Below are 18,473 nucleotides of genomic sequence, written 5' to 3'. Positions count from 1 at the left end.
CCTACCCGCTCACGCGCTGCAACAGCGCAGCACCCACGGAGAGCAGCTCGCGCAGCTCCTGCTCGATGCGCCGACGCTCCGCCGGGCTGATCCGCTCGCCCCACTCGCTTTCCGGTGCCTGGGCGTTTGCAATCTCCCGACCCACCTCGCCGCACTCCTGCGTCAGCCGGCAGAACTCACGCGATAGCTCGAGGAAACCCATCGACGCCACCGGCAGTGCCACCGTCACCCGACCGCACAGCGCCGCCAAGGCATCGGCCACCGAGGAGGACTGCGTGCGATCCGTGATCTCCGCCGCCTCCTCCAGCGAAAGCTGGTTGCTCTCGTTGTTCGGATTCAGCTTGTTCATCAGGATGATCGGGCTCTTGCCCATATCCGCCGCCAGACCGGTGATTCCGTTGTGGTAGCGCTTGGCCAGCAGCTGCGCCGCAGCCACCACGTGCTTGTATTGGCTCATTACCGGCCCCTATCGCTCATGAAGACAGCACGCCGCACCGGCCCGAGAATGGCGGTGCGGATGAAGGGAACACGAGCCCTAGGCTCGAAGCGGCAGCGACTCATGCGGCCTCCCGTTTGGGCAGATCAGCCGGGCGTGGATCGTGTGCACTGAAATACGCGTCCAGCCGCCGAACGTTACGTTCGCGGGGCTCCTGGCCGCTGAGGATGCGGCTGATGCTCGGCTGGGAAATGCCGGTCTCGGCCGCAATGCGGCGCGTAGTGAACCCGGCGGCGGTAAGGATCGCGAGCTTGTCGCGGACGGTCATCGTGCTCATGCCGCCCAAGATAATACGCAAATGAATTGAAATCAACACGCAAACGTATTGGATCAACTTTTATGCGTTCACGCATACTCCGCGCATGGAACCCAAAGCCGCACTGAAACTGTGGATGGCGCACATCGGCATCAGCCAGAACGGCCTTGCCGATCGCAGCGGTGTCCCTCAGCCCACCATCCAGCGCATTGTCAGTGGCGACACCGATTCGCCCCGCAGTGCCACGCTCGACAAGCTGGCCAAAAGCTTCGGGGTAACCCTCGGCCAGTTTCTGGAAGGCCCACCAGCGGATGGCGGAACCGAACAGCAGAGCGTGCCGGCTCGCCACTTCGTCAAGGCAAAGCCCCACCACCTTGAACGCTTCCCCACCATGGACCAGGAAGCACCCGAATCACTGTTTGCCAACGATGGATTCGTATTGATCCCGGAGTACACCACCCAGGCGGCCTGTGGCCGCGGCTTCCTCAATGGTCACATTGAGGTAGACCGGCACTACCCCTTCCCCGAAAAAGAAGTGATCCGGCTCGGCATCAACCCCGCCAACACTTGCCTGGTTCGTGCCACCGGCAACAGCATGTTCCCCTACATCTGCGAGGACGACCGAGTGCTGCTGGATCTTTCGGTGAAGCGCATCGAAAACGGCCTGGTCTACATGTTCCTCATCGATGACGAGGCCCGCCTCAAACGCGTTCAACGCAGCTTCGGTACCGTCACCCTTACCAGCGACAACCCCAACAAGCTGCTCTACCCCGATGAAATCGTCCCGCCGAACGCGGAGATTGTTGTAATCGGCAAGGTCGTCTGGCGCGGGGGCTGACCCCTCAATAGCGCTTGGCAGAGCCCGCTTCGGCGGGCTTTTCTTTGCCCCAACCAATACACAAACGGATGAAAAATGCATTTTCGTATTGACTTGCATAATACGCATTCGTATATTTCGCTCAGCACGCACCACCGCTCTTTCACAAAATGGCACAACGAACCCCGGCGACCCTGTATGGATGCGCGTCGGCGAACCGCGCTCAACGACAGGGGCGGCACGCCGACGATGGCCTTTAGCCACATGCGCAGAAGAGATGCACGCCGCCGGGCAGCGCGCGGGCGCGCGCCAATCCGCCCCGAGTCGGCAGGCCACCGTAACGAGGCCTGTGACCCGCTGCCCGTCACGATCGGCAGCACCCCCAAACCGGTTCCCACGAGCCGTTTTCGGTGTCCAACAAAAAGCCCGCACAAGGCGGGCAAGGGATAAATCATATGTCTCAAATTACACCAACGTTTGAGCAAGTCATACAGGCTGCTCAGGAATTTAAGTATCTGCTGGACATCCAGCCCAAGGGCTCACTTTTCTACCCGGCCGGTGGTGATCCACGCGATTGCGCACACTACAAAGCCGCTGCCGAAGCTTTACGAACGGCAGAACAAGCGCTCGATCACGTCAAAAGCACCGAGCGCCCACACGAAGTGCTGGCTGTTGTCATAGTCGTTGGTGACATCGTAGCCAAGGATCGCGGCAAGGCTCCAACGTAGGCGCTCAAAGCTTTCCGATTCGCGGCCTTGGCTTTCCGCCCGAAGATCATCAAGCACTCTCATCGACGCCGCGTAGGCTGCGGCGCGCTCGAAATCATCATCAGCATCACGTGCCATATCCATGAGCCGCCTAAGTTTCTGAAGCACAAACTTGACGTCATTCATGCCGCCACCATCGTGTTGTCAATCATGTCTTGGGCTCCAATCAAAGGTTAAGACGTAGTTGGCTCGCCCCAGCGCTGCTCCTACAGCACTGGGGCACCCATTCATCATATACCGGGCGCTATTGGCCTGGCCTTGTTGCCAAACGACTATGCCAATTCACCTGGATGTGACCCTTTACATCGTAAAGAACCAGTCACTCGGTAGTGCCGAATGCTTCGGGCTCCAGCGGCCCATAACGATTGCCGATCTTTTGAATCAGGGTCTGACGATTACGCTCCAAGGCCAACCACTCGGGGGGCACTTTGATATGCCCTTGTTAGTTGAGCTCTGCTTCGTTGGCGAGCATGAACATGCGGTCCAGCACCGCGAAGAGCTGCTCGACATCTTCATCTCGAGTGAGCACTTTGCGCACATTGTTTACCTGCCGGCCTTGGTACGTGCGGCATGGATCGGGAAGGAACAGGATGGGCGGCCCCTGCATGGCACGCGGTGCAATATCGATCCACTGGCCAGCAGAGTTACACCACACCGCATGGAATTCGGCCTCGATGTAGACACCGGGGCGCTCCCAAATGGCCCAGCCATACTGAGCACGCCCGCCATGCTGACGAACCTGTGCATCAACCACCGCGAAGCGCTCGTTTTGCAGCGCGCCCTGGAGCGGAGCGCAAGGCAAATATCGCAATGCAGCCCCAGCGCCGACGATTTGTGCAGCGAATGACACCACATAGGGCTGGATCAGTTTGGGCGGCCGCACGGCAGCCTCACTAAGCCAGCAAGATCACAAGGCCAGTAACCAGGCAGCACACTGAAACCACGCACAGCCCGAGCACCAGGATGAAGAAGGATTCAGCCTCAGAAGCAGCCCGGTGCAGCAGGAACCAATACCAACGCAGCGGATTGGCGGGCAGCTTGAGCGGATGCACATTCAGCACCAGCAGCATGAGCAGAAAGCTGCCAGCCGCAATTGCCAAGTAGCTGATTGCAGCTTCCGGGGTATCAGAAGAAAAGACCGGGATAAACCGGGTACTCACGCAGGGCATGGATTTGGCAGATTATTATTCTTGAGTACGATTGAATTCTTCAATAATTTTATTCACTTTCGGCATCTGCTCTTCAATAATCCTCCCAAGCTTGGCCCCAAGATGATCCGTTAAAACCTCTTCCAAATGCCCTAGGTCATTTATTGATAATTTATCTGAAAACCCCTCAAAATCCCTACAAAAATCCTGATATTCTTCTTTGCTCATACCCCCATAAATGTCACCTTTACTTTTGCGCTCTACAAGTTCAATTTCTGCGATTTTAGTTTGATGCTTTAAATCTTCAACCATCCTTTTTGTCTTTGAGCTGCTCTTTTCCTCCGACTCCTTGAGCATCTCGATAGCACCGGCATAATCAGCTTCTTTTACCTCGATCAAACCTGTGTTGTTTTTAACAAGATCCGCATACTTATTACAGCGACTAGCATCCATCAAAGCCGCGAACCTCTCCTTCTCAATATTCATGGCTTCGCGTACTGAAAGGATTGCTTCTTGCGCAAGCACCGGCGCATATAAATCATAAGCCCGTTCCCAATGTGGCTCGCCTTCTTTCCAATCTGGGTTATTCCCCGAGCTGGCCAAGAGTCTCCGAACAGCCTGATCTATCGTTGTTGATATAGACAACTCAACCGCTCTTTTCGATAAGGGTATATCAAAAAACCATTCCGCTATCTTTTCACACTTTTCGTTCGCCTTCGCATGCCCTATCATCGGCACAACAATTGCCAAGGCCGCGAGCGCCGCAATCCAATGCTTCTTCATTTACCCCTGCCCCTGTTAAACACGAAGATCATTTCTTCGCTGTTCGATGTGTGTACACATCTTATCGGCTTCCCTCACAAGCTCCAATCGTTCCACACCCTAGCCACCCGCAGCGGTGGCCATGTGACTCAACCCCGCAAATCCCCCTAACGCGAAACAGGTGCGGGCCGCATGGCCACCGGTGCCGATGGCGATCGCTCAACCTTCAGCGAGGCCAAGAACCGGCTGCCGCCGCGATCGTCGGCCTACCCCAACGAGCGCCCAGAAGCCGGTTCGGGCGTCCAACAAAAAGCCCGCACGGCGCGGGCTGTTGGACGATCGCAGCGGTTCTGCTAATCCATATCGTCTTCGTCGTAGGTTTCCTCTTCCAAGGTGTCGACCTTGATCGGATTAAAGCTCTTGATCCAAGCCACAACCTGGGCAATTTCCTTTGAGCTTGGGTCGAGGTGGTAATCGATCTGCAAGCAATCGTTACCGTCTTCATCCAGATAGTTGTTCACCTCGGAGCTGAACTGCCAAAACCACGGGTTCTCTGCAATTTTGCTCACGGCCACCAAGTGATCCTGCGGGATGTCCAGATATTCCGTATCCAATTTCGCTTTTGGCGATGGATCGTCAGACGTGGACAGCGCCCACGCAACGTCTGCCTTCTGTTCGCCCAGCGCCATGTAGATGCTGTCGATCACCTGATACCCATCACTCCCCTCCGGGAAGGTGACCTCAACGCGAGTGCCAGCCATGCCATGCTCCTTTCGTATGGTTTTGAACTGCACACCCAAGCTATACCACCCGCATTTCCATTGCCTTAGCAAAGCTTTACCCATCTGATTTAAAAGAGAAAATTCTGTACCAATCGTTCGACGCGCCGGCAGCGATGCCCGCGCGTCTTTTTTCGCCCTCATCAGGAGCACGCCATGAGCCCTACCCTGTTACCCCTGCTGCTCAACGCAATGCGCGACCTCAGTCATGCCGTGGATCTGGCCGCCGCTGGCGAGCCGGATGCGCAAACCCGCAGCTTTATCGACAAGCACCTGCGCCACGCGCAAAGCAAGCTGGATCAGGCGCGGCTGGAACCACCTGCCACGGCCAGCGGCGCGCGGGAAGTCACCCTGGTGCTGCAGGTGCCGGCTGGCCAGCCGCTGCCGCGCGTGCAACTCGGCGCGGAAGTGTTGGGCGCCACGGTATGCGGCGGCATGATCGGCGATGCCATCGAGCAGGTGGAGCAGCTCACCGATGAGCTGGACCGGCGCCCGCCGGCGCGGCGCGTAGCGTGAGGGCGCCAGCATGATCCGCACCTTCACCGAGCACCTCACGCTGATCGATACCGGCGACGACGCCCAGTTCATGCGCCTGGCCCAGGCCTACCTCGCGCGCGGCTTTCGGATCACGCCCGCCGCGGGCGACCGCCTGGGCAAGGTGTACGACGTTCGCCGCACCATCACCGTCCGCCCTACGCCTTATCCCGCGCCGGCCGAGCGCCTCGCCGCCTGATCAGGAACCGCCATGGACCAATACGACCGCGCCAGCGAGCTGGAGCAGGCGGAGCGCGAAGCCGCCATTGCCAACGCGCGCAACGCCACCAAGCTGTACCGCAGCGATTGCATCGACTGCGGCGACGATCTGGAACCGCACCGCCTGGAATACGGCATCTGCGTGCCGTGCAAAGCCACGCGGGAGCATCAGGACAAACAACGGGGGCGGCGATGAGGCCAAGCCGTGCCGGCGGAGCACGCCAAGATCAGAAATCCCGGCTCACCAGCATGATGGGCTCTTGATCGCCGTTCCTGATCCGCTTCTCCGCCACACGCTCGATCTCGATGCGATGGAACTCAAACGCATCGATGAACGCTTGCGCGCCACCATCGGCGCCAAAGTGCTCCTGCAGCGCCTCTTCCGATACCAGGCACAGGATCTCCTCGCCATTGTGAGTGGCGTAGAAAGCCACGCCATTGCGGTCGAAATCAAAGCTGCAGCCAAGCGCAAAGCGGATTGGAGCGTTCATGGGAACTCGCATAGGGCTCGTCAAGAATGCTGACTTTATACATTCACAATGATTACTAAAAACATTCGATGTTTGTTTTTTGACGAATGGCAAGCTGCCGGGCGTACGCGACAAACGGCGTGCAAAACCGCCCCCAAAAGCATCCCTTGGGCATATCGCTTGCTACCTCAGGCAAATTTTTGATGCGGTGCACCATGGATAAATATCACTACCCACTCCAGCTGGCCGGGCTCGCGCTCGCCGCAGCAGTCGTTGTACTGACCACCCTGCTCGGCACCCGCTGGGCCTTCCTCGCCATGCCGCCACGCGATGCCAACGCCTTCTCCAGCGCCTTAGGCGTCGTCGCCTTGCTCGGCCTTTGGGTCATCAGCCTATGTCTCTACGAGGTGATCCGGGTTGGTCGCGCCGCGAAGCGGAGCCAAAAGCTTGAACCCCAAACACAGCCCACCGGTAACGCTGGCGCGTCTTCAATAGGAACAACGCCATGAACCTGAGCACTATCGCACTCACCGGCGCCAAAGGTGCCGGGAAAGACACGGTCGCGGATCACCTCGTGCGTCAGCACGGCTATACCAAGCTCGCCTTCGCCGACGCCCTGCGTGTGGAAGTAGCCACCGCCTGGGGCACCTCCACCGTTGTATTGTTGGATCGCAAGTTGAAGGAAATTCCATTGCGTGGCCTGGCGCTGAGCAACGCCACGGAAAGCGGATTTCTCGCATGGTGGCTGGAAACCACCGAGGCCTATGCCGAGCGCGCCATGGGCACCTACAGCGCAGACCAGCTCACGCTGCCACGCAGCCCACGCTGGATCACCCAGCGCTGGGGCGACTGGCGCCGCGCCCACGATCCCCAATACTGGCTCGCCCAGATGCAGGCCCAGATCGATGCCCTGCCCGGCGCACGCATCGTCATCACCGATGTGCGCACCAACCCCACACCGCACCAGTTGATCGAAGTGGATTTCATCGGGCAGCTTGGCGGCCAGCTCTGGCAGATCCGTCGGCCCGGTACCGGCAGGGGCGATGCGCACGTTACCGAGCTGCCGATTCCGGTTTCCCGGGTGGATCAGGTGATCGAGAACACCGCAAGCATCGCTGAACTGCAGCAACGGGTGGAGTCACTGCTGGCCGGAGTGCGGCAAGTGCAAGTTGAAATAGAAACCGGGGCTTAAACCCCGGTTTTCTTCAGGCTAGCGGCCAGCCTAGTAGGTTCTCTTCTTGGTGCTACCACTGCCACCGTAACCGCCCTGCTTGGAGTTCGACTTCGATTGGCGCCGTTCTTCAGCCCAGGCTTTTTCCTTCACCGTTGGCCGATCTGTATCCAGCGGTGTGCGGCGCTCCCGGGGCGGGGTGTGCGGCCGCACGATATAGGATCGGTCCGGCTCACTTTCACCATCAAAGAACTTCACGCCGGATTCGCGCCCGCCCATGCCATCCTGGTGATGCCATTCCACACGTTGTTGTGTCGTGCCTCTTCCAGGAAAGTCGTGTTGGTTCACTTGATTCCAGGTCTGTGAATCACGCGGCAGCATCACGCCTACGTCCACATCGCTTTTTGACGAGAAGGCCGTGCCTTTTTTGAAGCTGTATCCCGTCACCGAGCTGCCGGACACAATCACCGTGCCATCGCGGTTGTTCTCCGCAATGGTGCGGGTCTTGTCGCGGAAATCCTTCATGCTGGAAAAGCCCAGCGGATAGCCCTGCTCCTGCACTTGCGGGTGCACATCCAGTTCAGTAAACGGCTTTACCGAGCTGGGCATGGTGGGCTTGGGTTTCACCAGTTGCGGTTGCTGGCTGGTGGTCGGCCCCGTTTGCATGGGGCTCAGCTTCGGCGTTTCCACCTTGGGCGGCGACTGCATGGTGGTGAGCGGTTGGCTCTCCGTCGTTGTCTTGCCCGGCGAGCCTTGCATCGGGCTCAGCTTCTCCGGCTGACGCCCCTTGTCCGTCGACATAGGCGCAAGCTCGGTGCTCGTTTTCCCAGTAACGCTCGAAGGCGCCTTCTGCCAAAAGCTAGCACCGCTTTTTTGAGTGGATTTTGGTTCCAAGACAGCTCCATTTACAATAAACAACAATACGCATATCGCCAGACGAATTTCCACCCAGGCGCTGCAATTACAAGATTGCCATACCAAATGCTAAATTGTTTCAATACATATCACTAAGCAACCTACTGAGCTACAACTTCCGCATCGTGCACCTTGCCGACAAAAACCCCAGAATCGTTCATCAATGCTCTAATTTGAGAGAGGTCACCAGGCAAACCCAACTCCGATCGAACGCGCTCCAACAGATTCAAAACCAAAATATTCAATGCATTTAACTTATCTTCCACTTTTACCTCGTATTCTAATTTTTTATGCTGATACGTACTTTTCAACCCCAACAACTTCCCTTCATATTCCACAGCAAATTGGTGCTGCCTCTGAAACAACTCGTTTAGCACTTTTGCCCCTTCAATCGTCAACTGCTCATTTGCGCCTTTTTCTATTTGAATTTCTTTTAACTTACGCATTTGCTCTTCTGGAGATTTTTTTAACTCCAGCACAACTTCAATTTCCTCTAAAGCATTAACCACAGGCACACACGCGACGCGAAGTTCGCGTACAGCCGAGATGTAATTCCCTACATACAACGAAATCAATTTAACCGTTTCAGGATCGGAAGTAATAAACAATTTAGATGCAGAGGCATACATTTCCTCTATTCGGCAATCCACACCCTCATCCAACTTAACTCGCTTCGGCATGTCTAATAGAGCACCATTCGATACACTCACAGCCTCAACAAATTTTAGGAAAACATCTTTTTTCAATGCTGCATTCCTATCTAAATTCTTTTGGCCCGCATCGAATTTTAGCTGGTAAAAAAATCTTTGATTGTTGCTTCTAAGAGTAAGCCAAACACCAATCAAGGTAGCTATTGGCGTAATAATAAATTGGAAGCTAGATATTTGAAAATCAAACAGCATAAGTCTCAACTCATCCAATATTTTTAAGAGACACGAGATAGTCCAAGTTAAAAGATAAATTACCAATTCCACACATGATTCCCTCTAGAAAATATTGTGCCGGGTAAAAGGTCTATGCCCGCTTAGCATTGCACATTCCAAATAAATATAGCCGCTTGACCCCAACCCGCAACCCGGCCTATGCTCCAAGCGTCCCGAGAGGGATGGAGCGTAGAAACTCCGAAGGAACAGCGGTACCCGCACCCGAGAGCATTGCGGCTTTTTTGCGCCCGGCCGATGGGCTCGTCCTGCTACGAGCTCGTCCTGCATCCTGTTTTAATGGCCGGGAGGGCGACGGATACAACACCCGAAAGGGGAAGAAGTCCGCTCGGCTGTTCCCGAGTTTCTAACCTCCCGGCCACCTCACCGGTTGCGCGTAGAAACGCTTCCGGCGAGGCAACTCAAGTCTCGAACAGGAGCGTTCCTCATGGCTGCTTCCAGCACCGGCACACCCACACCTGCCGAATTCAATTTCACCTCCCAGAAACTGCGCGTGATCGTGCGTGATGGCGAACCTTGGTTTGTCGCCGCCGATGTTTGCGCAGCGCTTGGTATTGGCAATACCAGTGATGCATTGCGCCGACTGGACGACGATGAACAAGCCCTCGTTTCAATCGAGGGTATTCACGGAAGCGCTGGCAACCCGACCATAAACGTCGTCAACGAATCAGGCCTGTACAGCCTGATCCTCGGCAGCCGCAAGCCCGAGGCCAAGCACTTCAAGAAATGGGTGACCAGCGAGGTGCTGCCCGCCATCCGCAAGACCGGCCGTTTCGAGGCCGCCCCGGCGCCGCATAGCGAGCAACTGAGCAGCGCGGATCAGCGCAACCTGCAACGGGTGGTGTGGTGGGTGTGCGACCAGCACACGCACAACCAGGCATGGCGCCTGGCTACCTGGCAGGTGCTGCGGCAGGCGGCGGATTGCCCGGCACCGCAGCGCTTTGAAGTGCACCAGCTGCCGCTACTGGCCGGCGAGCTGCGGCGCATTCTGGAAATCTCCGAAGCGGTGCGCGAGCACTGCCGGGTGATGGAGGCCGAGGCCATTCGCCGCGTGGTGCGCGGCGGGGAACCGGCCGCCGAGTTCGTCGACACCCTGCGCGCGGCCGAGGCCGCGTGGCTCAACCAATCCCGCCCGTGGCAGCACCAGCTGCAAAGCTGGCTGCAGCAGGATCTGGCCGCGCTGGCGGAGCGCCGGCCCCCTGCCGGCAGCGACCACAGCGGCTACGCCGACCCACACGCCTGAATCCTTTTCCCCCTGCCCATGCCGTGCGCCCGCGCACCGGCAGGGGCTGTTACGCCTGGAGCAACCATGAAACGCGAACCGAGGATTGCCACACACCCTTTAGCCGCTTCGGCGACCCAACCGGTGCTTTACCGGATCAACGTGGCGGAAGCCAAACTGGGGGTATCCCGCTCAACGATCTATCGCTTGGTGAAGGATGGCCAGCTGGATCTGGTGAAGATCGGCAAACGATCCAGCGGCATCACCGCGGCGAGCATACAAGCTATGATTGAGCGGAGCCTGGGTAGCCGGTAGCAGCGGTGTCGTTTTGATGCGACGCTTTCTCGCCGTCGCAGCGAGGCCGCTGCGGGTAGCCAGATGGGTAGCTAGGTGATTTTTCAGCTACCCATCACCCAGTTAATACACTGATTTACAACGACTATCCATACCACATGCAATTCGCCACCTGGAATGTGAACAGCCTCAAGGTCCGCCTGCCGCAGGTACTGGAATGGCTGGCTAGCCGTCCCGAGCTTACCGCTCTGGCGCTGCAGGAAACCAAGCTGGAAGACCACAACTTCCCGCGTGCCGACTTCGAGGCCGCCGGGTTTCACGTTGCCTATATCGGGCAGAAAACCTACAACGGCGTGGCGATCATCTCGCGGTTGCCACTTGAGGACGTGCACTACAACATCCCTGCCTTTGCTGACGAGCAGCGGCGGGTGATTGCCGCGACAGTCGCTGGCGTGCGCTTCGTCTGCGTGTACATTCCCAACGGCCAGGCGCTCGATTCGGATAAATATCCGTACAAGCTTTCCTGGCTGGAAGCGCTGACCGGCTGGTTGCAAGCCGAGTTGCATCAACATCCCAAGCTGGTCCTCGCCGGAGACTACAACATCGCGCCGGAAGACCGCGATGTGCACGACCCGGCCAAGTGGGTGGGCCAAGTGCTGGTGTCGGAACCGGAGCGGGATGCCTTCCGCAAGCTGATGGGGCTAGGGCTTACTGACGCTTTCCGCGCGTTCGAGCAGGAGGAAAAGCTGTTCAGCTGGTGGGATTACCGGATGTATGGCTTCAAGCGCAATGCCGGCCTGCGCATCGATCACCTGCTGATCTCGGCGGCATTGGCACCGCAGCTCGTGGCCTGCGGTATCGACAAGGAGCCGCGCCGCGTCGAGCGCCCATCGGATCACGCGCCGGTCTGGGCGACGTTCCGCGCCGACTGAGCAACGCACGTTTCCCGAGCCCTGTTGAAATCGGGCACAATCGAGCCGCCTTTCGACCTGACACGATACCCGCCATGGACAAAGCCCGCCTGCTCTCCGGCAGCACCCTCTTCTGCGAATTGCGCCACGAGGAACTGACCGAGCTCGCCCAGCATGCCGAACTGCGCGAAACCCGCCCCAAGCAGGTGGTGGTGCAGCAGGGCAGCAGCGGCGACGAGATGTACGCGGTGCTGCGTGGCCGGCTCAAGGTCAGCCGTAATACCGACGATGGCCGCGAGGCTACGCTGTGCATCCTGGAAGCGGGTGAAGTGTTCGGTGAGATCGCCATGCTCGACGGCGGCGTGCGCAGCGCCAGCGTCGAGGCACTGGAAAGCTGCGAGCTGTTGGTGCTCAAGCGCGATGCGGTGCTGCGCCATCTGGAATCGCACCCCAAGGTGATGCGTGCGCTGATCGATGCGCTGTGTCAGCGCCTGCGTGCCGCCGATGACCTGCTGCAGGACCTGCTGTTCCTCAACCTGCCCGAGCGGCTGGGGAAGATGCTGCGCCAGCTGGGCGACGCACATGGTGATCGTCAGGCCGATGGCTCGGTGCTGATCGACCTCAAGCTCACCCAGCAGGAAATCGCCAACCTGGTGGGTGCCAGCCGCGAATCGGTGAACAAGCAGCTCAACGCCTGGATCGAGCAGGGCTGGGTGGCGCAGGAGCATGGGCACATCCGGCTGATCGCGATCGAGCAACTGCCCGGCTAAGCCCTTGCCAGCAGCAACGGCAGCAGTTGCGGCAAGGCAGTCACGCTGGTCACACCCGGCGGCACGGGCGCCGCAGACGGATTGAACCAGATCGCGGCAAGGCCGTTGCGGCGCGGCGCCAACACGTCCTGCTCCAGCGGATCCCCGACCATCATCAGCCGCTCGGCCGGTACCCGCAACGAGGCGGAGACTGAGGCCCAGAAGCGCCCATCGGCCTTTCTTATCCCAAGCTAGGTGTAGCAGAACACCGTCGCCATATGGCGCAGCAGGCCGACGCGTTGCAATGCATGCTCGATCTCCGGCCGACGCGATATGCTGGCATTGGTCGCCACCGCTACCCGGTAGCGGGAAGACTGCACCGCCAGTGTCTGCTCGGCGCCCGCGATCACTTGTACCTCCAGCTACCACGCCATTGAGACATGCGGCTCTGCTCCGACATCAGCGTGCCACCCCAGTCGAAGAGCACGGTATCGGATGTAGTCGGATTCACGACTCGCGCTCGAGCACCGGGGCTGCAGTCGCAGGTGCCGGGTAGCGCTGCCGGAAGGAAAAGGCGGCCGGGCTCGGACCTTCACGTTGCAGCAGGGAGAGTCGTTCGGCCGCTTCGTTCACCGTCGGCACATGCCCCGCCGGGATCCACCACAGCACCATGTGTGCCTCGCGCATCGCCGCAAACCAGTCACGACGGCGGCGCATAATCTCGGTGTGACTGGATCGGTAGACGAAATCGGCCAGCGCCTCGGCATCGGTCCAGACGGACATATTGACGAGCACATCGTCGCCATACGGGCGCAGCGCCGTGGCATCGCCGGTGTCGTCCTTGAGCCGCCAGACGAAGCCGGGCGATTGCTCCGCCAGCGTATTGACCTGATCGAGATTGGCGACGAAATCGGTGAGCTGCGGCGAATCGAGCGGAGCCAGCAAAGTGGCGATGTTCAGCTGGGCGAGATGGTGGGACATGAGCGGCTCCGATGTGCATCGTCCCGCCCGTTTTACCACGTACCGCTGCAGAAAGTCAGCAAATTGAAAGCAGGCCGGCTCAGCGCTGCGCCACCTTGTTCACGGCGCCGGGCTGCCAGTCGTAGTTGCTCTTCCACGCGTCGTACACGAGGTTGGGATACTCGGCGCGCCCCAGGCTGCCGTTGTAGCGGCCGAGCGCGCGAAACAGGTCGCCCTTCTCGATATCAAGGTAGTGCCGCAGGATGGTACAGCCGTAGCGCAGGTTGGTGTGGATGTCGAACAGGCTCTGATCCGTGCTGCCGATCAGGCGTTGCCAGAACGGCATCACCTGCATCAGCCCGCGTGCCCCCACCGGGCTGAGCGCATAGCGGTTGAAGCGGCTTTCTACGTGGATCAGCCCAAGCACCAGCTGTGGATCAAGGCCAGCGCGGGTGGCTTCGTAATGCACCGCCACCAGCAAGCGGCGGCGCGTGAATTCGTCCGGGATGCGCTTCTCCAGCCGCTCCGACATCTCGGCGAGCCAAGCATCGCCTTCAGCGGCGCTGGCGAAAATCAACCTTGGCTGGGCGCCGTCGGAGATCGAGCGTTGCATCGTCGATTGCACCGACGACGACAACGCCTCTTCGCGTTGGGCACCCGCCCAGGCATAGGCGGTCAAGAACGCCAGAAGAACGGCAAGGAAACGAGGCAACTTCATGATTTAACGCAGGAAAACGAACGATACGCTGCGAATGTAAGCGAGCCCGACATCGCGGTCAACGTGCCGGGCCTGCCATCAGGCCAATTTGGTCTTCAGCGCAACCACAGCATCGGCGAGCGCGAGCTTTTCCATCTCGCCGCCAGCACGCGCCACATACTCGATCATGCCCTCGGCTAGACCCTTGTCGCCAATGGTCACCCGATGCGGGATGCCGATCAGCTCCATGTCGGCAAACATCGAGCCGGGGCGCTCGTTGCGATCGTCCAGCAACACGTCGACACCGGCGGCCTGCAGCTCGGCGTAAAGCTGGTCGGCTGCCGCCTTGACCGCGTCCGAGCGGTGGTAGCCGACGGCGACCACGGCGAGCGCGAACGGCGCCAGCGCAACCGGGAACTTGATGCCACGCTCGTCGTAATTCTGCTCGATGGCGGCGCCAACGATGCGGCTGACGCCGATGCCGTAGCAACCCATTTCGAAGGGCTTCAACTGGCCGTCGACATCAGTGAAGGTGGCGCTCATTGCTTCGGAGTACTTGGTACGCAGCTGGAACACGTGACCAACTTCGATGCCACGACACAGCGCCAGCACGCCCTTGCCGTCCGGGCTGGCATCGCCGGCGACGACATTGCGCACATCGGCGACGACATCGGCCTCGGGCAGATCGCGGCCCCAGTTCACGCCGGCGATGTGGAACTTCGGCTTGTTGGCGCCGCACACCCAGTCGCTCATCGCGGCAACGGTCCGGTCGGCAATGATGCGGGTACCAGCCGGTGCGCCGACCGGGCCGAGGAAACCCGGCGGGCAGTTGAAGGCGGCGCGGATTTCCTCCTCGGTAGCGAAGCGGAAGCCGTCCATGCCCTCCACCTTGCCGAGTTTCACTTCGTTCAAGCTGTGATCGCCACGCAGCAGCACGATCACCAGCTTGCCGCCGGCATCGACCAGCGCGATCAGCTTGACGGTCTTCACGATCGAGATGCCCATCAGCTCGGCCACCTGCTCACAAGTGGTTTGCTTCGGGGTGTCGACATCGCGCAGCGCTTCGCTGGCCGATGCGCGCGGCGCGGTCGGGGCCAGCGCCTCGGCCAATTCGACGTTGGCGGCGTAGTCCGAATCCGGGCAATAGGCCAGCAAGTCCTCGCCGGCATCGGCGAGCACGTGGAATTCATGGCTGCCCGAGCCGCCGATGGCGCCGGTATCGGCGGCCACCGCGCGGAAAGCCAAGCCCAGGCGGCTGAACACGTTGGAATACGCCTGGTACATCTTGCTGTAGCTCGCCTGCAGCCCTTCGAAGCTGGCATCGAACGAGTAGGCATCCTTCATCACGAATTCGCGCGCGCGCATCACGCCGAAACGCGGGCGGATCTCGTCGCGGAACTTCACCTGCACCTGGTAGAAATTCACCGGCAGCTGTTTGTAGCTGCGCAGCTCCAGCCGGGCGATGTCGGTGATCACTTCCTCGTGGGTCGGGCCGAAGCAGAAGTCGCGCTCATGCCGGTCCTTGATCTTCAGCATCTGCGGGCCGAACAGCGCCCAGCGGCCGGTTTCCTGCCATAACTCCGCAGGCTGGATGGTCGGCATCAACAGTTCCTGCGCACCAGCCTTGTTCATCTCGTCGCGCACCACCGCTTCCACCTTGCGCAGCACCTTGAGCCCCAGCGGCATCCAGGTATAGAGGCCGGAGCCCAGCCGCTTGATCAGGCCGGCGCGCAGCATCAGCTTGTGCGAAATCAGTTCCGCCTCGGCGGGCGCTTCCTTGAGGGTGGAGAGATAGAGTTGGGAGGTACGCATGACGATGGGGCGCAGGTTGGCATCAAACCGCGCATCTTATCATCGCCGGCCCTCGCGCTGGGCCGCAGGCGGGCGTGGCGTACCGGCGAAACGACGCCGTCAGCGCGACAGGCAGGCGGCGAGACCGTCGCGAACCGCCGCCGCGATGCGCTGGCGGGTACCGGGCTGCGCCAGCGTCAATGCATCGCGCTTGTTGACGATGACGCCGGCTTCGAACAGCACTGCGGGCATGGTGGCGCCTCGCAGCACCGCGAAATCGGCGTCGTAGATGCCGAGCGCCGCATCGCGCAGCGGCCGATGCTCGCCTGCCACGCCTTCTGCGTGATGCAACGTCCGCGCGAAGCCTTGCGCCGCCAGCGTTTGCGATATCGCACCGGCGCAGCGGGCACTCTCAGTCAAGCGCGGATGCTGCGGAAACACATAGAACGAGTAGCCCGAGTGGTCGCCTTCGTAGCGCTCGACCCCTTGGTAGCGCCAGGTGCGCAGGAACTGCGGCTGGGCCGAATCGTGATGAACGGAGAGAAAGAACTCGGCGCCGCCAGCCGCCGCCATTGCGGGCCGATCACGCAGGCTGGTGGCATCGCCATCGGCGCCGATCAGCAGCACGAGGTGGCCGGCGCCACGCAGTGCGCGAGCAATCTCCTGCGCCAGCGCACGGTTGTAGCTGAACTCGGTTTCGCCGTAGCTGCTGGTGGCGCCGGGCGCACTCAGCGAATGACCGACATCGACGGCAATGGTCGCCGCCGTGGCGCTACCAGCCAACAACACGCCGGCCAGCGCGCCGACGGCGCGGTGGTGCCGGTTATTCGCCGTTCTGCCCGGCATCGGCAACCTTGGCGAGCGCGGCATCGTCGGCAGCCTGCTTCATCTCGGCTCGCTTGACCGCGAGCTTGGGCCGCAGCACGTTCATCATGATCACATCGCGCAGCCACATCAGCAGGAACAACCACGCCAGCAGCGCCACCACATAGGACAGCGAGTTGGTGCGCATGCCCGGCTGAAACTGCTCGATCAGCGGATTGATCACAAACTGCACACTGCCAATCACGGCGATCAGCAGGAACAGCGTGGAAATCGCCCGCTCCTTGATGAAGGTGCCGCGCAGCAGCATCCGCTGCTCCCACCGGGTCAAACCGGCGAGCTCAGGCATGTCGTCGGCACGAAAATAGAAAGGCATGGTCCACTCCTTGCAAAACCCGGCCGCAGTTTCCCGGCGGCCCGGACAAAAAGCAAGCCGACCGCCCGGCGGCGGCTTGGTTCCGATCACCCGGCTGTTGTGATGGCGATGGATCGACTAACATCGCCGCTTGTGCCCGCAGAGGCCAAGACGCGCGCATTGCGCCGCGCTCGCCAGAATCAAGGAGGATGCTTATGCCCCGCTTTGCCCCCATCGCAGCCGTGCTGCTCTCGGCCGTGCTCGCCCATGCCAACGAGGCACCGACGCCCACGCCGGCCCCCGGCTTGCCCCGTCTCACCCCCCCAGAACTCGCCATCAGCCTGACCGAGACCGTCTACCTGCCGGCTCAGGTATCGCTGCTGGAGCATCATGGCCGGCTCGCCGGCAAGCTCGCCGCGCTGTGCGAAACCCCGTCGCCGGAACGGCTCGCCGCCGCGCGCGAGGCCTGGATCGCTGCGGACCAGTCCTGGCGGCGCCTGGACAGCGTGCGCATGGGCCCCAGCCGGCAGGACGAGACCGTGCAGCAATTCGACCCGTGGCCGCTCGATCTCGCCGCGCTGCGCGCCGCCATGGACAAGGTGCCGGACGATCCGACCTCGCCGCAGGCGCTCGCCCAGTCGCGCGAGCTGAAACAGGGCCTGCCGGCGCTCGAATACCTGCTGTTCGGCAATGCCGAGCCCACCAAAGCGCCACTCGCCGCCAAGAAGATCGACGCCACCTGCCGCTTCAGCGTCTGGGTGGCCGCCGGCCTCGCCCGCCGCGCGCAGGAGCTGATCTACGAATGGCAAGGCATCCGTCGCGGCCTCAACTACGACCTCTCATACCCGCGGCCCTTCCTGTCCGAATCGCTGACCCGCGCCCACGCCGGGGTGAAGGAGTTGTCAGGCTGGAAGCTGGCCACCTCGGTCAGCAAGCCGGCACGGCAGGATTTCCCGGACTGGCGTTCCGGCCAGAGCCGCCAGAGCATCAGCGCCGGGCTCGATACCGTGGAACGCGTGCTGCTCGGCGCCGCTGGCGGTGCTGGTTTCGAGGAGTTCCTGCTGACCCGCGGCAAGCATGAGGTGGTGGACGAATTGAAGGCCAAGCTGGCACAGGCACGCATCGCCGTCGCCGCCCTGCCGGACGACCTGGTCAAGGCCGCCGCCGAGCGCAAGCAGGCAAGCCAGCGCCTCACCGAACTGGCGGATTTCATCGCCGGCCCGTTTGCCGAAGCCTTGGCACTGCCACTGCAAAAATAGGCGCAACCCATCGCCCCAAAGCCCACGGCATGCCGTGGGCTTTTTCATGTCACCGTCCGGCAATTGCACGGTCATCGATGACCGCAGCAAATCGTCTATACGTCACAACCTTGTCATTTCTCCGCCTTAAGGTGCCGC

The 18,473-nt window shown here is 60.5% G+C and carries 29 protein-coding genes; 12 read left to right on the top strand and 17 right to left on the bottom strand.

Annotation, left to right across the window (positions count from 1 at the left end; translation table 11 throughout):
• Window position 1 precedes the first annotated feature (1 nt).
• Both FLM21_RS07770 and FLM21_RS07765 read right to left on the bottom strand, forming a co-directional pair.
• Window positions 2-457, bottom strand: coding sequence for a phage regulatory CII family protein (locus FLM21_RS07770; RefSeq protein ID WP_148715029.1), 456 nt, complete (start codon window positions 455-457; stop codon window positions 2-4).
• A 100-nt stretch (window positions 458-557) separates the two neighbouring features.
• Window positions 558-830 carry a helix-turn-helix domain-containing protein gene (locus FLM21_RS07765; protein ID WP_148715028.1) on the bottom strand — a complete coding sequence of 91 codons (273 nt, stop codon included), beginning with the start codon at window positions 828-830 and terminating at the stop codon, window positions 558-560.
• Window positions 831-888: 58 nt separating this feature from the next.
• Between FLM21_RS07765 and FLM21_RS07760 the strand changes: the two genes are divergently transcribed.
• On the top strand, window positions 889-1,590 hold the full coding sequence (locus FLM21_RS07760; protein WP_187360138.1) for an XRE family transcriptional regulator: 702 nt from the start codon (window positions 889-891) through the stop codon (window positions 1,588-1,590).
• Between the two features lie 584 nt (window positions 1,591-2,174).
• Here the strand turns inward: FLM21_RS07760 and FLM21_RS07755 are convergent.
• The 4 genes from FLM21_RS07755 to FLM21_RS07740 form a co-directional block, all read right to left on the bottom strand.
• On the bottom strand, window positions 2,175-2,462 hold the full coding sequence (locus FLM21_RS07755; RefSeq protein ID WP_148715026.1) for a hypothetical protein: 288 nt from the start codon (window positions 2,460-2,462) through the stop codon (window positions 2,175-2,177).
• A gap of 316 nt (window positions 2,463-2,778) precedes the next feature.
• On the bottom strand, window positions 2,779-3,219 hold the full coding sequence (locus FLM21_RS07750) for a hypothetical protein (protein ID WP_148715025.1): 441 nt from the start codon (window positions 3,217-3,219) through the stop codon (window positions 2,779-2,781).
• Window positions 3,220-3,229: 10 nt separating this feature from the next.
• Window positions 3,230-3,496 carry a hypothetical protein gene (locus FLM21_RS07745; protein WP_148715024.1) on the bottom strand — a complete coding sequence of 89 codons (267 nt, stop codon included), beginning with the start codon at window positions 3,494-3,496 and terminating at the stop codon, window positions 3,230-3,232.
• Between the two features lie 24 nt (window positions 3,497-3,520).
• Entirely contained in the window at window positions 3,521-4,267 is a 747-nt protein-coding gene (locus FLM21_RS07740; RefSeq protein WP_148715023.1) for a hypothetical protein, read from the bottom strand.
• A 171-nt stretch (window positions 4,268-4,438) separates the two neighbouring features.
• Between FLM21_RS07740 and FLM21_RS20795 the strand changes: the two genes are divergently transcribed.
• Window positions 4,439-4,603 (top strand): hypothetical protein, encoded by a 165-nt coding sequence (locus FLM21_RS20795; RefSeq protein WP_187360137.1) that lies wholly within the window; start codon window positions 4,439-4,441, stop codon window positions 4,601-4,603.
• On the opposite strand, the gene FLM21_RS07735 is transcribed toward FLM21_RS20795, so the two are convergent.
• The gene (locus FLM21_RS07735; protein WP_148715022.1) at window positions 4,600-5,007 is read right to left on the bottom strand and encodes a hypothetical protein; all 408 of its coding nucleotides are present in this window, start codon (window positions 5,005-5,007) and stop codon (window positions 4,600-4,602) included. The genes FLM21_RS20795 and FLM21_RS07735 overlap by 4 nt on opposite strands.
• A 174-nt stretch (window positions 5,008-5,181) precedes the next feature.
• Between FLM21_RS07735 and FLM21_RS07730 the strand changes: the two genes are divergently transcribed.
• From FLM21_RS07730 to FLM21_RS07720, 3 genes are read left to right on the top strand one after another with little or no spacing between them, the layout of a single operon-like run.
• A complete protein-coding gene (locus FLM21_RS07730; protein WP_148715021.1) occupies window positions 5,182-5,541 on the top strand; it encodes a hypothetical protein in 360 nt (119 codons plus the stop codon).
• A 10-nt stretch (window positions 5,542-5,551) separates the two neighbouring features.
• Window positions 5,552-5,758: a hypothetical protein gene (locus FLM21_RS07725; protein WP_148715020.1), complete on the top strand. Its 207-nt coding sequence runs from the start codon at window positions 5,552-5,554 to the stop codon at window positions 5,756-5,758.
• 12 nt (window positions 5,759-5,770) lie between these two features.
• Window positions 5,771-5,974: a TraR/DksA C4-type zinc finger protein gene (locus tag FLM21_RS07720; RefSeq protein WP_148715019.1), complete on the top strand. Its 204-nt coding sequence runs from the start codon at window positions 5,771-5,773 to the stop codon at window positions 5,972-5,974.
• Window positions 5,975-6,005: 31 nt separating this feature from the next.
• On the opposite strand, the gene FLM21_RS07715 is transcribed toward FLM21_RS07720, so the two are convergent.
• Window positions 6,006-6,269: a DUF1488 family protein gene (locus FLM21_RS07715; protein WP_187360136.1), complete on the bottom strand. Its 264-nt coding sequence runs from the start codon at window positions 6,267-6,269 to the stop codon at window positions 6,006-6,008.
• 194 nt (window positions 6,270-6,463) lie between these two features.
• Here FLM21_RS07715 and FLM21_RS07710 point away from each other — a divergent pair, with 194 nt between their 5' ends.
• Together FLM21_RS07710 and FLM21_RS07705 are read left to right on the top strand one after the other, a co-directional pair.
• Complete coding sequence (locus FLM21_RS07710; RefSeq protein ID WP_148715017.1) at window positions 6,464-6,757, top strand: hypothetical protein; 294 nt, start codon at window positions 6,464-6,466, stop codon at window positions 6,755-6,757.
• The gene (locus FLM21_RS07705; protein ID WP_148715016.1) at window positions 6,754-7,440 is read left to right on the top strand and encodes a deoxynucleotide monophosphate kinase family protein; all 687 of its coding nucleotides are present in this window, start codon (window positions 6,754-6,756) and stop codon (window positions 7,438-7,440) included. The genes FLM21_RS07710 and FLM21_RS07705 overlap by 4 nt, the downstream gene beginning before the upstream one ends.
• 30 nt (window positions 7,441-7,470) lie before the next feature.
• Here FLM21_RS07705 and FLM21_RS07700 read toward each other — a convergent pair whose 3' ends face one another.
• Together FLM21_RS07700 and FLM21_RS07695 are read right to left on the bottom strand one after the other, a co-directional pair.
• Window positions 7,471-8,313: a hypothetical protein gene (locus tag FLM21_RS07700; RefSeq protein WP_187360135.1), complete on the bottom strand. Its 843-nt coding sequence runs from the start codon at window positions 8,311-8,313 to the stop codon at window positions 7,471-7,473.
• Between the two features lie 122 nt (window positions 8,314-8,435).
• Complete coding sequence (locus tag FLM21_RS07695) at window positions 8,436-9,236, bottom strand: hypothetical protein (RefSeq protein ID WP_148715014.1); 801 nt, start codon at window positions 9,234-9,236, stop codon at window positions 8,436-8,438.
• 466 nt (window positions 9,237-9,702) lie between these two features.
• On the opposite strand from FLM21_RS07695, the gene FLM21_RS07690 reads away from it, so the two are divergent.
• The 4 genes from FLM21_RS07690 to FLM21_RS07675 all read left to right on the top strand — a co-directional run bounded on the left by FLM21_RS07690 (window position 9,703) and on the right by FLM21_RS07675 (window position 12,472).
• Window positions 9,703-10,518 (top strand): BRO-N domain-containing protein, encoded by an 816-nt coding sequence (locus FLM21_RS07690; protein ID WP_148715013.1) that lies wholly within the window; start codon window positions 9,703-9,705, stop codon window positions 10,516-10,518.
• Between the two features lie 66 nt (window positions 10,519-10,584).
• A complete protein-coding gene (locus tag FLM21_RS07685) occupies window positions 10,585-10,812 on the top strand; it encodes a helix-turn-helix transcriptional regulator (protein WP_148715012.1) in 228 nt (75 codons plus the stop codon).
• Between the two features lie 137 nt (window positions 10,813-10,949).
• Window positions 10,950-11,723, top strand: a complete 774-nt coding sequence (gene xth, locus FLM21_RS07680; RefSeq protein ID WP_148715011.1) for an exodeoxyribonuclease III — start codon at window positions 10,950-10,952, stop codon at window positions 11,721-11,723.
• 74 nt (window positions 11,724-11,797) lie between these two features.
• On the top strand, window positions 11,798-12,472 hold the full coding sequence (locus tag FLM21_RS07675) for a Crp/Fnr family transcriptional regulator (protein ID WP_148715010.1): 675 nt from the start codon (window positions 11,798-11,800) through the stop codon (window positions 12,470-12,472).
• On the opposite strand, the gene FLM21_RS20790 is transcribed toward FLM21_RS07675, so the two are convergent.
• From FLM21_RS20790 to FLM21_RS07650, 7 genes are all read right to left on the bottom strand, one after another.
• On the bottom strand, window positions 12,469-12,696 hold the full coding sequence (locus FLM21_RS20790; protein WP_222846845.1) for an HAD hydrolase-like protein: 228 nt from the start codon (window positions 12,694-12,696) through the stop codon (window positions 12,469-12,471). The two genes, FLM21_RS07675 and FLM21_RS20790, sit on opposite strands and share 4 nt — an antisense overlap.
• Window positions 12,697-12,702: 6 nt before the next feature.
• Window positions 12,703-12,861, bottom strand: a complete 159-nt coding sequence (locus FLM21_RS20785) for an HAD family hydrolase (RefSeq protein ID WP_187360133.1) — start codon at window positions 12,859-12,861, stop codon at window positions 12,703-12,705.
• A gap of 97 nt (window positions 12,862-12,958) precedes the next feature.
• Complete coding sequence (locus FLM21_RS07670) at window positions 12,959-13,432, bottom strand: DUF3291 domain-containing protein (RefSeq protein WP_148715009.1); 474 nt, start codon at window positions 13,430-13,432, stop codon at window positions 12,959-12,961.
• A gap of 79 nt (window positions 13,433-13,511) precedes the next feature.
• Complete coding sequence (locus FLM21_RS07665) at window positions 13,512-14,129, bottom strand: lytic transglycosylase domain-containing protein (RefSeq protein WP_148715008.1); 618 nt, start codon at window positions 14,127-14,129, stop codon at window positions 13,512-13,514.
• A gap of 78 nt (window positions 14,130-14,207) precedes the next feature.
• Window positions 14,208-15,920 carry a proline--tRNA ligase gene (locus FLM21_RS07660; protein ID WP_148715007.1) on the bottom strand — a complete coding sequence of 571 codons (1,713 nt, stop codon included), beginning with the start codon at window positions 15,918-15,920 and terminating at the stop codon, window positions 14,208-14,210.
• Window positions 15,921-16,019: 99 nt separating this feature from the next.
• Window positions 16,020-16,745: an N-acetylmuramoyl-L-alanine amidase family protein gene (locus FLM21_RS07655; RefSeq protein ID WP_187360132.1), complete on the bottom strand. Its 726-nt coding sequence runs from the start codon at window positions 16,743-16,745 to the stop codon at window positions 16,020-16,022.
• Entirely contained in the window at window positions 16,723-17,097 is a 375-nt protein-coding gene (locus FLM21_RS07650) for a hypothetical protein (protein WP_148715005.1), read from the bottom strand. The genes FLM21_RS07655 and FLM21_RS07650 overlap by 23 nt, the downstream gene beginning before the upstream one ends.
• A 194-nt stretch (window positions 17,098-17,291) precedes the next feature.
• Here FLM21_RS07650 and FLM21_RS07645 point away from each other — a divergent pair, with 194 nt between their 5' ends.
• Window positions 17,292-18,335, top strand: a complete 1,044-nt coding sequence (locus FLM21_RS07645; protein WP_187360131.1) for an imelysin family protein — start codon at window positions 17,292-17,294, stop codon at window positions 18,333-18,335.
• The last annotated feature ends 138 nt before the right edge of the window (window positions 18,336-18,473 follow it).

The sequence above is a fragment of the Chitinolyticbacter meiyuanensis genome, from assembly GCF_008033135.1.
Classification (GTDB): Bacteria; Pseudomonadota; Gammaproteobacteria; order Burkholderiales; family Chitinibacteraceae; genus Chitinolyticbacter; species Chitinolyticbacter meiyuanensis.
This window is presented reverse-complemented; position numbering and strand designations above follow the sequence as displayed.

Excerpts from the sequence above, each read along its gene's own strand:
- FLM21_RS07715 (WP_187360136.1), bottom strand. The coding sequence starts at position 6,269 with ATGAACGCTCCAATCCGCTTTGCGCTTGGCTGCAGCTTTGATTTCGAC.
- FLM21_RS07690 (WP_148715013.1), top strand. The coding sequence starts at position 9,703 with ATGGCTGCTTCCAGCACCGGCACACCCACACCTGCCGAATTCAATTTC.
- FLM21_RS07645 (WP_187360131.1), top strand. The coding sequence starts at position 17,292 with ATGCCCCGCTTTGCCCCCATCGCAGCCGTGCTGCTCTCGGCCGTGCTC.
- FLM21_RS07740 (WP_148715023.1), bottom strand. The coding sequence starts at position 4,267 with ATGAAGAAGCATTGGATTGCGGCGCTCGCGGCCTTGGCAATTGTTGTG.
- FLM21_RS07685 (WP_148715012.1), top strand. The coding sequence starts at position 10,585 with ATGAAACGCGAACCGAGGATTGCCACACACCCTTTAGCCGCTTCGGCG.
- FLM21_RS07650 (WP_148715005.1), bottom strand. The coding sequence starts at position 17,097 with ATGCCTTTCTATTTTCGTGCCGACGACATGCCTGAGCTCGCCGGTTTG.
- FLM21_RS07730 (WP_148715021.1), top strand. The coding sequence starts at position 5,182 with ATGAGCCCTACCCTGTTACCCCTGCTGCTCAACGCAATGCGCGACCTC.
- FLM21_RS07670 (WP_148715009.1), bottom strand. The coding sequence starts at position 13,432 with ATGTCCCACCATCTCGCCCAGCTGAACATCGCCACTTTGCTGGCTCCG.
- FLM21_RS07720 (WP_148715019.1), top strand. The coding sequence starts at position 5,771 with ATGGACCAATACGACCGCGCCAGCGAGCTGGAGCAGGCGGAGCGCGAA.
- FLM21_RS07705 (WP_148715016.1), top strand. The coding sequence starts at position 6,754 with ATGAACCTGAGCACTATCGCACTCACCGGCGCCAAAGGTGCCGGGAAA.
- FLM21_RS07760 (WP_187360138.1), top strand. The coding sequence starts at position 889 with ATGGCGCACATCGGCATCAGCCAGAACGGCCTTGCCGATCGCAGCGGT.
- FLM21_RS07655 (WP_187360132.1), bottom strand. The coding sequence starts at position 16,745 with ATGCCGGGCAGAACGGCGAATAACCGGCACCACCGCGCCGTCGGCGCG.
- FLM21_RS07755 (WP_148715026.1), bottom strand. The coding sequence starts at position 2,462 with ATGAATGACGTCAAGTTTGTGCTTCAGAAACTTAGGCGGCTCATGGAT.
- FLM21_RS07695 (WP_148715014.1), bottom strand. The coding sequence starts at position 9,236 with ATGCTGTTTGATTTTCAAATATCTAGCTTCCAATTTATTATTACGCCA.
- FLM21_RS07710 (WP_148715017.1), top strand. The coding sequence starts at position 6,464 with ATGGATAAATATCACTACCCACTCCAGCTGGCCGGGCTCGCGCTCGCC.
- FLM21_RS07735 (WP_148715022.1), bottom strand. The coding sequence starts at position 5,007 with ATGGCTGGCACTCGCGTTGAGGTCACCTTCCCGGAGGGGAGTGATGGG.
- FLM21_RS20795 (WP_187360137.1), top strand. The coding sequence starts at position 4,439 with ATGGCCACCGGTGCCGATGGCGATCGCTCAACCTTCAGCGAGGCCAAG.
- FLM21_RS07770 (WP_148715029.1), bottom strand. The coding sequence starts at position 457 with ATGAGCCAATACAAGCACGTGGTGGCTGCGGCGCAGCTGCTGGCCAAG.
- FLM21_RS07665 (WP_148715008.1), bottom strand. The coding sequence starts at position 14,129 with ATGAAGTTGCCTCGTTTCCTTGCCGTTCTTCTGGCGTTCTTGACCGCC.
- FLM21_RS07660 (WP_148715007.1), bottom strand. The coding sequence starts at position 15,920 with ATGCGTACCTCCCAACTCTATCTCTCCACCCTCAAGGAAGCGCCCGCC.
- xth (WP_148715011.1), top strand. The coding sequence starts at position 10,950 with ATGCAATTCGCCACCTGGAATGTGAACAGCCTCAAGGTCCGCCTGCCG.
- FLM21_RS07725 (WP_148715020.1), top strand. The coding sequence starts at position 5,552 with ATGATCCGCACCTTCACCGAGCACCTCACGCTGATCGATACCGGCGAC.
- FLM21_RS07675 (WP_148715010.1), top strand. The coding sequence starts at position 11,798 with ATGGACAAAGCCCGCCTGCTCTCCGGCAGCACCCTCTTCTGCGAATTG.